General features: G+C 48.3%; 11 protein-coding genes. 3 read left to right on the top strand and 8 right to left on the bottom strand.

The features are described 5' to 3' along the window. The first annotated feature begins 52 nt into the window (after positions 1-52). Positions 53-3334, top strand: a complete 3282-nt coding sequence (locus NDK19_RS09660) for a TonB-dependent receptor (protein ID WP_250631673.1) — start codon at positions 53-55, stop codon at positions 3332-3334. Positions 3335-3598: 264 nt separating this feature from the next. Here the strand turns inward: NDK19_RS09660 and NDK19_RS09655 are convergent, their stop codons facing one another. The 4 genes from NDK19_RS09655 to NDK19_RS09640 form a co-directional block, all read right to left on the bottom strand. Beyond that, complete coding sequence (locus NDK19_RS09655; protein ID WP_250631672.1) at positions 3599-4669, bottom strand: trypsin-like peptidase domain-containing protein; 1071 nt, start codon at positions 4667-4669, stop codon at positions 3599-3601. 76 nt (positions 4670-4745) lie between these two features. Further along, complete coding sequence (locus NDK19_RS09650; protein ID WP_250631671.1) at positions 4746-5141, bottom strand: hypothetical protein; 396 nt, start codon at positions 5139-5141, stop codon at positions 4746-4748. 24 nt (positions 5142-5165) lie between these two features. Further along, positions 5166-6968, bottom strand: a complete 1803-nt coding sequence (locus NDK19_RS09645) for a family 10 glycosylhydrolase (RefSeq protein WP_250631670.1) — start codon at positions 6966-6968, stop codon at positions 5166-5168. A 93-nt stretch (positions 6969-7061) separates the two neighbouring features. After that, positions 7062-7850, bottom strand: a complete 789-nt coding sequence (locus NDK19_RS09640) for a hypothetical protein (protein ID WP_250631669.1) — start codon at positions 7848-7850, stop codon at positions 7062-7064. A gap of 253 nt (positions 7851-8103) precedes the next feature. Here NDK19_RS09640 and NDK19_RS09635 point away from each other — a divergent pair, with 253 nt between their 5' ends. Then, positions 8104-10533 carry a S9 family peptidase gene (locus NDK19_RS09635; protein WP_250631668.1) on the top strand — a complete coding sequence of 810 codons (2430 nt, stop codon included), beginning with the start codon at positions 8104-8106 and terminating at the stop codon, positions 10531-10533. 154 nt (positions 10534-10687) lie between these two features. Here the strand turns inward: NDK19_RS09635 and NDK19_RS09630 are convergent, their stop codons facing one another. Genes NDK19_RS09630 through NDK19_RS09615 form a run of 4 tightly spaced genes read right to left on the bottom strand, consistent with a single transcriptional unit; the run spans position 10688 to position 12252 of the window. Next, a complete protein-coding gene (locus NDK19_RS09630) occupies positions 10688-10996 on the bottom strand; it encodes a hypothetical protein (protein ID WP_250631667.1) in 309 nt (102 codons plus the stop codon). Further along, on the bottom strand, positions 10971-11114 hold the full coding sequence (locus NDK19_RS09625; RefSeq protein WP_250631666.1) for a hypothetical protein: 144 nt from the start codon (positions 11112-11114) through the stop codon (positions 10971-10973). Before NDK19_RS09625 ends, NDK19_RS09630 begins: the two co-directional genes overlap by 26 nt. 23 nt (positions 11115-11137) lie before the next feature. Then, positions 11138-11491: a hypothetical protein gene (locus tag NDK19_RS09620; RefSeq protein ID WP_250631665.1), complete on the bottom strand. Its 354-nt coding sequence runs from the start codon at positions 11489-11491 to the stop codon at positions 11138-11140. Between the two features lie 11 nt (positions 11492-11502). Beyond that, entirely contained in the window at positions 11503-12252 is a 750-nt protein-coding gene (locus NDK19_RS09615; protein ID WP_250631664.1) for an outer membrane beta-barrel protein, read from the bottom strand. Positions 12253-12493: 241 nt separating this feature from the next. Here NDK19_RS09615 and NDK19_RS09610 point away from each other — a divergent pair, with 241 nt between their 5' ends. After that, entirely contained in the window at positions 12494-16186 is a 3693-nt protein-coding gene (locus NDK19_RS09610; protein ID WP_250631663.1) for a CHAT domain-containing protein, read from the top strand. The last annotated feature ends 10 nt before the right edge of the window (positions 16187-16196 follow it).

Here is a 16196-nt window from a genome sequence, read left to right as displayed (position 1 = left end):
AACGGATGCTTGTTGTAACGCATAACTTTGCGGCGCAATAAAAAGCATTCTTATGACCAGAAAATTATTACTCAATGTGTTTGCTGCACTGCTTTGCTTGTTTGCTGCAACAGCTGTACAAGCGCAGGTAACCACTGCAGCCATGACAGGTAAGGTACTTGACGACAAAGGTCAGGGCTTGCCGGGTGCGAACGTAGTAGCCATCCACGTGCCTTCGGGAACCCGTTATGGCACTGCAACCCAACTTGACGGACGTTACACTATCCCGGGTATGCGTGTAGGCGGCCCATATAAAGTAACGGTAACTTTTGTGGGTTACAAAGAGCAATCTCAGGAGAACATTTTCCTGAATCTGGGTACTGCTGCAGATGTGAGCTTCACTATGAAAGAAGATAACGTTGAGCTCGGCGAAGTAGTGATTACAGGCAGCCGCAACGATATTTTCAGTTCTGACCGTACAGGTGCTGCTACTAACATCGGCAAAGAGCAAATTGCCACCATGCCTACGCTGAACCGTTCTATCAACGACTTTACCCGTCTGACTCCTCAGGCAAGCGGTAACGGTTCTTTTGGCGGTGCGGATAACCGTTTGAACAATATTACCATTGACGGTTCATTGTTTAACAACAGCTTTGGTCTTTCAGGCCAGCCCGGCGGCCGTACAGGTCAGTCTCCTATCTCTCTGGATGCGATTGAAGAAGTGCAGGTAAACCTTGCTCCTTATGATGTGCGTCAGGGTGGTTTCGTTGGTGCAGGCGTAAACGCCGTAACCCGCAGCGGAACCAACGAATTCAGCGGTTCTATTTTCTACAACAACCGCAATAAAAATCTGGTTGGTACAAAAGCAAAAGGTCAAGATGTAATTGTCGGCGACTTTAACGTAACGCAAACAGGTTTCCGTTTTGGCGGCCCGATTATTAAAAACAAATTATTCTTCTTCCTTAACGGTGAGTTGGAGCGTCAGACAGAACCGGGTACTACTTTCCGTTCTAATGCCGGCGGCGAAACAGTAGGCGGTAACGTAACCCGCGTATTGCGCTCTGACCTCGACGAACTGAGCAACTTCCTGCGCACTCGTTTCAACTACGAAACAGGCCCTTACGAAGGTTATAACAACGAAACCCGCAGCGACAAATTCTTGGCTCGCTTAGACTATAACATCAACGACAATCATAAGTTGAGCGTTCGTTACAACCACTTGAACTCCCAAGCAGATATTTTGGTAAGTAACAGTACCACCGTTTTGGGTAATCGTCGCGGCAACTTGAACGCTTTGAACTATCAGAACTCTAACTACATTCAGTTGGAAAACATCCGTTCTGCAATTGCCGAGTTGAACTCTAACTTTAAAGGCAAGTTTTCTAACAACTTCATCATCGGCTATACTTATCAGAACGAAGACCGCGCTTCTCGTGGTTCATTCTTCCCGTTGGTTGAAATTGCACAAGGCGGCGCAACCTATATCACCTTTGGTTTTGAGCCTTTCACGCCAAACAACAAGTTGAATTACAAAACGTTCCAAATGCAAAACAACTTCACTTATTACGGTCGTAAGCACACCATTACTGCCGGCTTTAACTTGGAGCGTTTGTCATTCGTGAACGTGTTCTTCCCATTCTCACAAGGTCGCTACGCGTTTAACTCTTTGCAAGATTTCTATACTGCCGCCAACGCTTATTTGGCAGACCCGGGACGTACTACCTCTCCTGTAACAGTGCGTAACTATCGCTTGAACTACTCAGCTCTTCCCGGTGGCGCAGAACCTGTACAGCCTACCAAGGTAACATATGCAGGCATTTACTTGCAAGATGAAATCCAAGCTGCCGACAACTTTAAAGTAACTGCCGGCGTGCGTGTAGATGTGCCTTTCTTTGCCGAGACAGGTTACTTCAACCCTATTGTACAGAATTTGAGCTTCCGCGATGAAACAGGCGCTACTGTACGTTACAACACAGCTAAACTGCCTGACTCTAACATCTTATGGTCGCCTCGCTTAGGCTTCAACTGGGATGTGTTCAAGAATCAAACTACACAGGTGCGCGGCGGAACAGGTATCTTCTCAGGTCGTCCTCCTTTCGTGTGGATTTCTAACCAGATAGGCAACAACGGTGTATTGACAGGTTTGATTAACATTGACAACACTACTGCCTTCCCATTTGACCCCAATCCTCGTCGTCATATTCCTGCGAACCCTACACTGCCTTCTTCTTTCAACATTGCAGTAACCGACCCATCTTTCCGTTTCCCTCAGGTATGGCGTTCTAACATCGCGATTGACCAGAAATTGCCGGGCGGTATCATCGGTACTTTGGAGGTCATTTACAGCAAAGATGTAAATCAGGCTTACTATATTGATGCTAACCGTGCAGCAGCTACTGCTACTTTCAACGGCCCTGACAACCGTCCTCGCTTCCCGGGTTCAGGCTTGACCGGTACTGCCCAGAACAACGCTATCCGTATTAACCCGAACATTACAGATGCGATTGTACTGAAAAACACTAACCAAGGCCGTTCTTACAACATCACTGCCCGCTTAGAGAAGCGCTTTAACTTTGGTCTGAACGTGATGGTAGCTTACAACCGCGGCGACTCACGCAACCTGATTGACCCTGCTTCTATTGCATTCTCTTCATGGTCTGGTCTGCCAACCGTTCGCGGCAACAACCTGCCCGAAATGTCTTATTCTGATAACGACCAGCGTCATCGTTTGATTTCTTCTATTGACTATCGCAAAAACTTTGGTAAGCTGGTTACGCTGACTGCCTCTCTGTTCTACGAAGCACGCAATCAGGGTCGTTTCAGCTACCGCATCAACGGCGATATGAACGGTGATGGTTTGAACGGTAACGACCTGTTGTTCATCCCGAACCGTGCCAGCGATTTGACTTTCCTGCCTCTGGTAATTGGCAACCGTACGTTTACTCCGGAAGAACAAGCTGCTGCGTTTGATGCATTCATCAACCAAGATAAATACCTGAGCTCACGTCGTGGTCAGTATGCCGAGCGCAACGGTGCTATATTGCCTTGGGTTTATCGTGCAGACTTCAGCTTGCAACTTGACGTGAAAGTTACTCCTAAGAACAAGTTGCAATTCCGTTGGGACGTATTCAACGTAGGCAACCTGCTGAATGACAAGTGGGGTGTAGGTAACACCATCATCACTACTACTCCGTTGAACTTTGCAGGTGTAAACGCACAGGGCGTACCAACCTATCGCTTGGTAAACGTAGGTACTACTACGGCTCCTGTATTGCCTAATACAACTTATGCTACTTCTACAGGCTTTGGTGATGTGTATCGTATGCAATTTGGTGTGCGCTATACTTTCAACTAATCTAAGGCATCACTGAAACCTTAAATTTTTGTAAACCGGTGTGGAAATGCTTCTGCACCGGTTTACTGTTTTTTGGCAAAGGGGCTTATGCGAGCATATTCGTAGGGACAGGCGACGTGCAACGGGCATGCCCTGTCCCTACAGGTGCAACGCAAAACCAAATTTAATTTTTCCAAGATTCCATAGCATTTAAATTCGCGTTCAATAAAAAAGCCACCCCGAAAAATGCGGGATGGCTTTATTTGAGTAACTGAAACTACGCTATCAATACAATAGCATCATAGACCAGTATTTCCCTTGGCGTGCAATACCTATCTCTCTGATGCGCGGGTCTAAAATTTTGTTGCGGAATTGCGGGAATTTTATCCATGCATTCAGGCAATCTTCTATGTTTTCATGACCGTGGATAAGCATTTCGTGGATACCATTGGCCTTTACGCCTGCCAGCAGAGCGCGTTGCATAGAGGTTTCTCCGTCATAAGTTTTTACCGTCATCGGGGCTGCGCCTTTAACTTTGTCTAATGTAGAGAGTGCCGCCTGTGCCAGTAAGTCGTTCCATGTCAGGTTGTTTTTGCAGGCACTCAAACCGTATTGACTTGGCCACGGGCCTTTTCTGAAATCGTTCAACATGGTAAGCACATCGGCAATAAAGGCGGCCTCGTTGGTGTAGCCTGTTGCAGAGCGCTGCGTTTCTACTACCATCGCTTTGAGCAGATTAACTAATGGCATCGGTGTGTTAAAGCGATTCTGCAAAAGGGTTTTCAGATGATTGACATGGATGGCAAAGTTGAGGTTTTGGCCGCGTACCATTGACCCTACGATGACACCTATTACCTCATTTTGCAGGTTAATCAGTGGCCCTCCGCTGTTACCCGATGAAATGGGTACGCTGATTTGCAGGTGCTCAATATCATCAAAACTGCGCATACCGCTGATAAGTCCGTCGGTGAAAGTGGCGGACAGGCCCAGCGGTCGGCCAATGGTGAACACCTGTTGTCCTACCTGCGGGTTGCTGCCCAAGGCAAGCGGCTGACCTTTGCCGTTTACTTGTAAAAGAGCTAAGTCGGCAGCAATGTCATAGCCGACCACACCTGTTACCTTCCATTTTTGCTCGGAATCGTTGGCATGGATTTCAATTTCGCCTTCGCCTTCAATCACGTGGAAGTTGGTGGCCACCACATCAGGCAGCACAAAGAACCCTGAACCGGACTGGTTTTTGCCAATCACATTGACAGAAGATTTGATGGCTTTCTTAAAAACAGCCTCAGGGTTTTGGGAAAAGGCATTGGCTGCCAACAGCAGGATAACGAACAGGATGAGCTGAAACTTTTTCATAGGGAACGCTTGATTGAGTGTTTTCTGCTATTTAATACCGCAGTTTTTCAAACGTTCCCTGTTTGTGAAAAAAAATTTAGAGCAGATGCTTTTTCAGCGATTCAATCATTTCTGCCTCGGCTTTGTTGGTGCCGCGATAGGCCGCTGCTACTTTCTCTACGCTTTTGACAATAAGCGCGCGCAGTTCAGGGGAAAGATTTTTCTGGTTTTCTTTGGCAAATGCAACGAATCGGTCAAACGCTTTCTGTGCGCTGATGTCGCGGTCTTGCAAAATCTCAAATTCAAATTCGGCAAAAAAGGCGGCATCCGTGCCGAAGTTATCTACACTTTCTTCCAGTGGCGCAAGGTCTTCTACCACAATTCGGTGGATGACCTTAATTTCCTTGTCCTGAATTTGGCCGTCGGCTTTGGCAATGGCATAGAGCAATACGCCGATGTTTTTGTAAAGTTTCTTGTAAAAATGCGCCGTCATATGAGTTGATTTATGGTTGTGCGATTATTTCACCAATACCATGCGCCTGCTGATTTGCATATAGGCCGTATGGAGCGTACAAATATACACCCCTGCCGATAAACGGTCGGCATCAAATGTAAGTTCGTGTGTACCGGATTCTTGCATCCCTTCGGCAAGGATGGCTACGGGCTTGCCTGTCAGGTCATACACTTGTAACAGCACTTCGCTGCGTTGGGGCAAGTAGTAGCGGATGCGGGTTTCCTGTGCAAACGGATTGGGATAGTTCTGAAAAAGCTGACCGACACGAGCAACTGCTTCTTCGGTGGAAGTTACCAGCACGCTTACAGGATTAGACGGCGGACTTTCATTGTGCAGGCGGTCAAATGCCGTAACTACGTAGGTGTAGCGTACATCGGCCAATGTGTTGGTTTCATCGGTAAAGGCGGTAGTATCATTCGGAGTAATGATACGAATGGCGCGTGCATCGTCTGTATTGATGTTGCTGCCCGCTTCAAAGCGATAAACGGCAAAATAGCGTGTGGCATCCAGCGGCTGTGTGCCCGGAGGCTTGTTCCAGCGCAATTCCACACCGTTGCGCACAACGGTAGCGGTCAGGTTTTGGGGGGCTGCCGGCGCTGCATTGTCTTTCCACGGCATCGGCGGAATCACGGCGGGCAGGCGGAACAAGTCGTTGCGCAGCGAATCGCGAAATCCCAGCGGGTTAGCAGCCAGCGAGCGGGAACTAAAAAAGATATTGCCACGCACTTCGGCGGTACGGCGGTTCAGGCGCACTTGCTCCGGCACCTGATTGGGGTTGCGCCAGTTGGCATCTGAGCCTGTTTCGTTGATGCGGTAGGCACCTTGCCCAATGTACAAGTGCCTGCCGAAGCTGTTTTGTGCCCACCAAGGCACTAATACTTCATAGCGTGCGGCGTTGAAGCCGATTGTCCAATAAATTTGGGGGGCTACATAGTCCATCCATTGTTGTTCTACCCATTTGCGCGAATCGGCATAAATAGCGCTGAAACTTTGTAAACCGGAGGTAGCCGAGCCAAGCGGTTGGGCAGTGCTGCGGTTTTGCCAGATGCCAAAAGGCGATACGCCAAACTTAACCCAAGGCTTTGCAGCGCGGATGCTGTCGTAAGAGGCACGAATGAAAAGGTCTATATTGTCGCGTCGCCAGTCGTCTATGTTGGCAATTCCGCGTCCGAAAGCACGGAAAGTAGCCTCATCGTCCAGCGTTTGCCCCGTAACAGGATACGGGTAAAAATAATCGTCATAGTGTACGGCATCAATATCGTATTTGCGTACCACGTCCATTACAGCGCGTAGGATGTGCGCCCTTGCTTCGGGGATACCCGGGTTGAGGATGCGCAAATTGCCATAGGCCAGTATCCACTCGGGGCGGGTAACGCTGATATGATTGGGCGCAATACTTGCCGAGCGCACATCGGTAACGGCACGAAAAGGATTGAACCATGCGTGAAACTCCATGCCACGTTTGCGGGCTTCGGCAATCATAAATGCCAGTGGGTCATAGCCCGGGTTTTGTCCCTGCCTGCCTGTCAGCCATTCGCTCCATGGCTCAATTTCACTGGGGTATATCGCATCACAGGCACTGCGAACCTGCACAACCACCGCATTGATACCGTTGCGTTTATGCTCATCCAGCAAGCTGATAAACTCCTGCCGTTGCTGTTGGGCGGTCAGGTCGCGGCGGCTCGGCCAGTCAATATTGCTTACGTGGGCAACCCATACCCCGCGAAACTCCCGCTTGGGCGACTGTGCCAAAGTGATTGTATGCCAAAGCGTGCAAAGCAGTACAATGCGGTAAAAATTTTTCATAACAAATTGATAGTCAGATGATAAAGAACTGAAAACGGCAAATCCCGCATCCAAATCCCGAACCCCGTTTAATTTTACTTGCTTAAAAAAAGCCTATTTGCCCGCTGCTACAAACACTTGCGGGTCAATTGGCTGATTAACAGCAAATTGTTTCCAATGGATATCCATCCATTTTGCCCCTTCAAAATAGAGACGCACACGGGTAGGTTGCAAAAAGGAAACATTAGGTGCTTGTTTGAAATCGGAGTAAATGCGATAGTGATAGCCTACTTCTGTATCAAAACCTACCATGCGGATGTAGAAATTTTTAGCATCTATCGCAAACAAGGTTTTGCTCTGTTTGGGGTCGGTAATTTGGATGAAGTAACAAGGAAAACCTTCTACTTGGTCGTTGGCAAGCAAATCCAGCCTGAAACCCGGCGAATCGGCAAAGCGGATGATGCCGAAACCGAAGTTGTTGCTCCATGCAAAATGTTTTTCGTAGGGCTTGGCCTTGGGCGCGAGGTAGGTGGATGAGGTTTTGCCGTCAAAAGCCAATTTGAAAAATACGGAGTCGCCTTCTGCCGCATCAAAACGTACGCGCCCGTTGGCTTTGTGGGCTTCGTCGTTTTCGGGCGGATAGACGCGGTACATGGCATATTTGTCAAAGTGCATTTTCATATCCTGCCGCCCGTCGGGGAAAAAATCGGCAGTGCCTTGTAAAACCAAAGTTTGCGGGCGCTGCCATGTGTCGCCGCCGGCAGCAGCCACAGCCCGTTTCAGAATCTCGGCGGCCGAAAGCGCAGGCAATGCTGCCGCTGTTGTTTTTTCCGAACTCTTGCAAGCATTCAGCAACCATATGCCGAGCAATAGCCATCCTGTCAAATACATGTTCCGTTTCATGCACTCAAACTAATAAAAAAACGGCAGTTTTTGCACTTTGCGGTTACTGTTTAAGCAATTGGACACTTCAAGTTGTGCGTGCTGATATTTCGCTGAATGGATTGTATCAAAAGCGCAAGTGATTTGTGAAAAACACTGCATTTGCGGAAGATAGCAACTGCCTATTGGTCATTGGCTGTTGCATGAACCAGCCTCACGCAAACGGAAAAAATGTTTACCTTTGGCATATTCGTTAAACAACACAGATTTAACTATGAAAAAACTACTGTTTCAAGGTGCTGTGCTGCTGTTGTGTGGTTTAAGCCCTGCCGCAAATTTGCTGGCACAAACAGACATCAAGTACCAAACGCCGCCTCAATCTATCGTTGATTTGGTAAATGCCCCTTCTACACCGGCTGTAAGCATTGACAGCAAGGGAGAATGGATGGTGCTACTCATGCAGTCTGAACTGCCGAGCATTGCTGAGCTCGCCCAACCCGAGTTGCGACTGGCCGGTTTGCGCATCAACCCCAATACCAACGGCCCGAGCCGTGCCGGTTACATTATCGGCATCAAATTGCGCAAGTTGATGGGTAAGGAGGAAATAGAGATAAAAGGTATGCCTGCCAATCCGCTGATTTCCAACGTATCATGGTCGCCCGATGAAAAGAAAATCGCTTTTGCACATACTACCGACAAGCACATTGAACTGTGGGTAATTGACGTGGCAACTGCAACGGCCAAGCGCGTGGGCAACTTTGCGCTGAACAGCGTGCTGGGCAACCCTTTTGAGTGGATGAACGACAGCAACCGCCTGCTTTGTACCATTGTGCCGCAAGGCCGCGGTGCCGCTCCTGCTCCCGATAACGTACCGCAAGGCCCTGTGGTTCAGGAAAATGTGGGCAAACGCGCACCGGCACGCACCTATCAGGATTTGTTGAAATCGCCCTCCGACGAAAAGATTTTTGAATATTATGCAACTGCACAAACTGCCATTACCGATTTGAACGGTTCGCTGACCATGATTGGCGATGCGGGCATGATTGGCGATGCATCTGCTTCCCCCGATGGTCGTTTTGTGATGATGCAGATAATCAAACGCCCGTTTTCTTACTTAGTGCCTGTCAATAATTTCCCCTATCAGGTAGCCGTTTATGACGCTGCTACGGGCAAACAGGTAAAAGTTTTGACAGAGCGCCCGCTGGCAGAGAACCTACCCACAGGTTTTGATGCCGTTCCGACAGGGCCGCGCCGCCACACTTGGCGTGCCGATGCACCTGCCACCATCGTATGGGTAGAGGCACAGGATGAAGGCGACCCCAAAAAGGAAGTAGCTATCCGCGACCGCGTATTTGCACTGAACGCTCCGTTTGACGGACAGCCCAAAGAAATTCTGGCCACAAAATTCCGTTTTACGGGCATTACTTGGGGCAACGAAAAAATGGCTTTCGCCCGCGAGCGTTGGTGGGCTACCCGCAAAGAGGTGGTACAAATCATTCATCCTGATGCACAGGCAGCCCCTGTGGTGCTGTTTGACCGCTCCTATGAAGATACTTACACCGACCCGGGCTCGCCCCGCACCAAGCGCAATGCCTACGGCCGCAGTGTGTTAGACATCCAGAAAGACAACACTATCTTTTTCTTTGGCACAGGTGCTTCACCCGAAGGCGACCGTCCGTTTGTTGATTTATTCAACCTGACAACCAAAAAAGCTACCCGTTTGTGGCGTTCGGAAGCCCCTTACTACGAGCGTCCGGTGGATATCATCAATAACGAAAAGCAACTGTTGATTACGGTGCGTGAATCAACCACCGAAAATCCGAACTATTTCCTGCGCGATTTGAAGAAAAAGCAAATCACACAACTGACCTTCTTCCCCAATCCGTATGAAGGGCTGAAAGGTGTAACCAAGCAACTAATCAAGTACAAACGTGCCGATGGCGTTGAAATGAGCGCCGATTTGTACCTACCTGCCGGCTATAAAAAAGAAGACGGCCCACTGCCTTCTTTTGTGTGGGCTTATCCGCGCGAGTACAAGAGTGCGGCGGCGGCAGGTCAGGTAAGCGGTTCGCCGTATCGCTTTACGCGCCTTTCATGGGGCTCGCCCATCTTCTGGGTAACAAGAGGTTACGCCGTATTTGACAACGCCGCCATGCCTATTGTGGGCGAGGGCGACAAACAGCCGAACGATTCTTTCGTGCAGCAATTAGACCTGAACTCCAAAGCCTTGATAGAGGAGGGTACACGCTTAGGCGTAATGGACAAAAACCGCATTGCAGTAGGCGGCCACTCCTACGGCGCATTTATGACGGCTAACTTGCTGGCACATACCGACTACTTCCGTGCAGGAATTGCCCGCAGCGGTGCTTATAACCGCACTTTGACACCGTTTGGATTCCAAAGCGAAGAACGTACTTTCTGGGAAGTTCCCGAAGTTTACAGCCAAATGTCGCCGTTTATGTATGCCGACAAAATCAAAGAACCTATCCTGCTGATTCACGGCGAGGCCGATAACAACTCCGGCACTTTTCCTATTCAGAGCGAGCGTTTCTACAATGCGCTGAAAGGGCACGGCGCAACTACCCGTTTTGTGCTGCTGCCGCACGAAAGCCACGGCTACCGTGCCAAAGAATCGGTGATGCACATGCTGTGGGAAATGGATCAGTGGTTAGAGAAGTACGTGAAAAACGCAAAGAGCAATTAACGGATAAGTAATTGAGCCAAGCAAAGCGTCAAACCCACGGGTGATACGGGTTTTTCATGGATTTTTTAATCCTGAATCCCGAACCGTCGGTTTATAGAAAAACCTGATAGGTCTTTCAAGACCTGTCAGGTTTAATCAATTGACTTTTAATCTCTTACGTGAGAAAGTGATTACAGTCGTCATTCGTAACTATCCGATAGTTGTTGTAAACGCGCCCCAGATTCTTAACTTTAATCACAAAAGGCCCCGTCCATTTAGGATACCACTCTACCACGCAACGGTCTAAATGGTCGTCGTCTTTGGCAATTAAGTTGTCGTTTTCGTCATAGACAAACAAATCCAAGTCGGTATCGCCGTCGCCGTTGATAGCCACATAAGCGCGACTGCCACCTGTAAAGCGAACTGCATATGTGTCTGTACTGAGTGCCAATACCTTCTCATAGGCTACTTTGGCACCGCCCACCGCTCCGCGGCGACTTGGGGGTTTTTTCTACGCTTGCAATCAGTTCGTTGAGCGCTTTGTCTTTGTCTGCTATTTTGCGGGCTTCTGCCAATAGTGCTGCTTTTTCCAATACAATCATGGCACTGCTTTCTTTTTCAGAAGCTACTCCTTCGCCTTCGGTTTTTTCTCTGCTGCCAGTTTGTCATAGCCCGGCATTTGGCGAAGCATTTTGGCTGCCAGAACCAATGCCTCTACTAAATTGTTCTTTTTGCCATAAACAGCGAGCGACTGCGCCATGGCAAGCTGATTGAGTTGTTCGGATTCTTCGGCATTGATTTCTTTTTTATCGCCTACGTTGGGCGATTTACCGTCATTTTGTGCCTGTGCTGCAAAGCTCAGACCTACAAAAACTGCTAATACTAACAGATTTTTTTCATCAGAGTTAAAGTTTGGTGAATAATATAAAAGTAATGAAAATTGGATTGCCGTTATGTGGTGGAATACTAACAACGGCAATCCAATTGAGATTATTTACCCAACGGCAGCGCAATACCAAAATTCAAGGCAAGGGTATTTTTACGCAGGGTAGGTTGAAAATCCCAACCGTCTTGCTGTTGAAAGTATTTACCGTTTACATAGCTCATCAAACCATGTTGATAGCGCACATCGGCAAAAGCTGCAATGCCACCCAGCGAAAGACGATAACCTATACCCACTATGCCTGAAAGTCCCAAAGGCTGTACAATTTCCTGAGATTCTAAACCTGTAATTTTTAAGGCACTCTTATTTTCACTAAAAACAATCTGATTACTTCTATTAGTAACCATAAGGTAGTTATCATCCACACTGCCACCTGCAATAATGCTCAAAGTCGGTCCTGCCACAAAATAGAGTGAAGAATTGCGTTGGTCGGCATCTAAATCAAAGCGTAAAAGCGCAGAAGGTTCTATGAAAAAACCACTTCCTTTGATGTCATGTGTATGTGTATAGCTGCGTGAAACACCTTTGTAAAATACTTTACCTGTTTTTCGGGCAATGCCAATACCCGGCTGGACAGAAAAACCTCCTGAAATCGGAATCAGGATATCCATGCCTGCGGAAAACCCGGCTCCCCACGAGAAGTTAAGTTCTTCGGATACATAAAAATCATCGGTATAGTTGGAAACAGGACGAGTCATGCTACCACCCACACGCGGCATAAGCGTTACTTGTGCACAAGCGATTGTGCCATAGAGCGCAAATAGGAAAATAAAACACACTTTTTTTAAATTGTACATGGTAATAATGAAATGAAATTTGCCTACTCTATCAGCTTTTTGGCTTTCGCTGCCTGTTTTTAGGGACTTTCGGCGTTGTGTCCTATGGCTTAATACCGTCGCGGGCAAAACGTCCCGCCTGATTGCCGAAAAAATTTCTTAAAGCCTTGCAAGAGGATTTTTTGTTTGTGCCTTTGCGGGAAAGCAATAATTTTAATCCTGCCGCATCGTTATTCTTGATAAATTGATAAGCCAAACCGCCATGAAATTTGCCATCACGCTGATTTTATTGTTTTATGTTTCGTTTGTTTATGCACAGCAAGCCACAGAATGGGACAAACTCTACAGCCAAACGCTTTATTTGTATCAGAAAGGAGCGCTTCAAGAAGCACTGACAACGGCACAAAAAGCCGTAGCAACGGCTGCTCCCGACTCGGAAAATCAGGCGGTAGCGTTGTATCATGCCGCCATCATTTACCAAAGCATGGATAATTATGCACTTGCCGATTCGCTTATGCAAAAAGTTTTGCAAATCAGAAATACCCGTATGCCCGCTAACAGGCAAGCTATTGCACAGGTAATCAGTGGATTAGCCAATATTCGCCTGCTGGAAGGAGAGTATGCGCAAGCCCTCTCGTTGGCAGAACAAGCGTTAGACATACGGAAAGACGAATTCGGGAAAAAGCATCTGGCTTATGCCCAGTCGCTGATGAGTATTGGACGCATACATCAGAAAATGGGCAATTATCGCAAAGCGATGGCTTGTTTTGAACAGGCAAAAGACATCTGTAAAATCACCTTAGGCGAACGCCACATCGGCTATGCGGCTGTATTGAACCAAATCGGGGCGTTGTATCGCAGCATGGGCGATTACGATAAAGCCTTGCCCCTGATTATAGCGGCTGTTAACATGCGCAACGGTTTTGCCAATAAAAACCATCCCGATTTTGCCGATTTTCTGGAAAATTTGGCAGGGCTTTATGAGGATATGAGCGATTTTAAAAAAGCCGAGCAGAGCTATGAACAAGCCGTAGCTGTCAGAAAAGTCTCTCAAGGCGAAGAACACCGCGACTATCAGAGAAGTATTACCCGATTGGCACAAATTTTTCAAAAAAACGGACAATACGACAAAGCGCGCCCTCTGCTTGAGCAAGCCTATCAAATCTCTAAAAATAAAACGGGTGAGGAGCATCCCCTCACCGTATCCATAGCCGTACAATTAGCCGATATTTACAGAATACAAGGGGCATACAATCGCGCACTTGAGTTGTACGAACAATCGTTAAATAAGCAAAAAAGCCGCCTAGGCGAGCGTCATCCCGAGTTTGCCGCCTTGCTGACAAACATGGGAAGCCTCTACCGAATCAAAGGCGAGTATGGCAAAGCGTTGCCCGCACTGCAACAAGGATTGAACATCCGCAAAAATGTTTTAGGGAAAAATCACACGGATTACGTTGCCTCCCTTTATCAATTGGCGTTGCTTTACACCGACATGGCGGCTTATTCCAAAGCACTTGTTACAGTTAAAGAAGCAATCGGAATTCACGAGAAAACATTCGGTAAAAAATCGCCTCTTTACGCGGCAATGTTGGAATGTATGGCAACCGTCTATCACAAGCAAGGGGCTTTTCATCAAGCCGCGTTGCTCTATGAACAAACTGCCGCCATACAAAAACAACTGCTCGGCGAAAAACACATCGATTATGCCAACACATTGCAGCGATTAGGCGACTTGTACGTCAACTTGTGGGATTACAAAAAAGCTGCCGCTAACTATCAGCAAGCCGCAATCGTCAAAAAAGAAGTTTTAGGTGAAAAAAATCCTCAATATTTAAACGTTCTATACGCCATCGCACAATTGTATCAGATGCAAAATAACCCCGAAGCGGCAAAACTGCATCTGCACGTATGGCATACCCGCAAAGAAGTACTCGGCGAAAGTCACCCTGATTATATACGTTCGCTCATACAGGCTGCCGCTTTGTACGAAAGATGCGGGGAACTTTCCAAAGCAGACGAAATGCTGCAAAAGGCTTTCCAAGTCCAAAAGCAAACTTTAGGTGAAAATCACCCCGAAATTGCACACCTGTTGACGAATTGGGCAAGAGTGAAAGGCAAATTGAAAGACTTTGTAAAATCTCAAGCACTTTATCGGCAGGCGGGCGGCATTTACAGAACAACTGTTGGCGAAAGCCATATGGATTATGCAAAATTTTTATCCCAATCGGCAGCAACTTATACCGATGAAGATGCCTATCAGAAAGCAGAGCCTTTGCTGCTGCAATCGCAAGAAATTATCTATAAGCACTTGAGCGAGTTTTTACATCTGCTTTCCGAAAAAGAGCGGGAAAATTTACTCGCAACCGTTGCCGATGAATTTGAGAAGTTTAGTTCCTTTGTTCTGAAGCGCAAAAAAGCTAATCCTGCCATTGCGGGACACATGTACGACAATGTCTTACTGCTGAAGGGTATTCTTTTGCAAAGTACTATCCGACTTCGGTTGAATATTTTGGCTGCCAACGATGAAAAATTATTGCAAACCATGGATGCATGGGAATCAGCCAAACAAAAATGGCTTGAAATGCTCAATACATCCGAGCCGGATATTGAGGCAATTGACAATTTGGAAATCAAAATCAACGAGATAGAAAAGCAACTTGCCGCAAAAGCTAAGGATAATCAGTTGAAAGTTACCCGTTGGCAGGAGGTACAAAAACGCTTGCAACCCGACCAAGCCGCTGTGGAAATCGTTCGTTTTCGCCTGTATGATAAACAGTGGAAAGATACCGTCCGCTATGCGGCTTTGGTACTGACCCCGCAACTGAAACAACCGCAGGCAGTAATTTTACCTCACGGCGATTTGATGGAAGCCCGCGGCACGCAAGGCTATCGTGCGGCGGTGGCTGCTCTGCGCGGCGTGGGCGTAGAACCCGAAGAGGAAAGCACCATGCCCGCTGATTCGCTGTACCGCCTGTTCTGGCAGCCCATTCAGCAAACCTTAGACAGTTTGGGCAATTTCCGCACCGTGTACCTTTCGCCCGATGGGGTTTTTCATCAAATCAACCTGCTGACGCTGCCGCACCCCCAAGGCGGCTACTTGGCAGACCGCTTAGACCTTCACATCGTCGGCTCAACGCGCGACTTGGTACAGCCGCGCAAGGCTGCGCCTGCCACACAATCTGCCGCATTGTTCGGCTTCCCTGACTATGCCGCCGCGCCCAAAGCCGCCAACAGTGAGGGTTTGTTAGCCGCCGCTTCGGGCTATGCCACCTACCGCGCTTTAGAACGGGCAGGCAGCATCAGTCCGTTGCCCGGCACCAAAGCGGAAGTTGCTAACATCAGCCGCATCATGGCAAGTCAAAACGTGGCGCATCGGGTATGGCAACAAGCCGAAGCAAGCGAAGCTCAGGTGCGGGCGTTGCGTTCGCCGCAAGTGTTGCACATTGCCACGCACGGATTTTTTGAAGCCGTTGCCGAGCGGCATTCCGAGCGTTTGTCGCTGTCGGGCTTGCAGGGTGAACGTGCGTTTGAGAATCCTTACTTGCGCTGCGGCTTGTACTTGGCAGGAGCAGAGCATACGCTCAACAACCGCGAGCGCCTCCCCGACGGCACGAACGACGGCATTTTGACAGCCTACGAAGCGGCATCGCTGCGCTTGGACGGCACGGAATTGGTTGTGCTGTCGGCATGTGAAACGGGCTTGGGTGTGAGCAAAAACGGCGAGGGCGTGTACGGGTTGCATCGGGCATTTCAGATTGCAGGTGCGCAGGCGGTCATTTACAGCCTTTGGAAAGTCGCCGACGAGCCGACGCAAGAGTTGATGAGCGATTTTTACCGCCGTTGGTTGGCAGAAAAGAAACCCAAGCGGCAGGCGTTCAACGAAGCACAGGCGGCACTGCGCCAAAAGCACCCCGAGCCGTATTATTGGGGTGCGTTTGTGCTGGTAGGTGAGTGAGGGGATTGAA

It is taken from the genome of Rhodoflexus caldus (genome assembly GCF_021206925.1).
Lineage (GTDB): Bacteria > Bacteroidota > Bacteroidia > Cytophagales > Thermoflexibacteraceae > Rhodoflexus > Rhodoflexus caldus.
The sequence above is the reverse complement of the archived record's forward strand: the minus strand, read 5'-3'. Positions and strand labels throughout refer to the sequence as shown.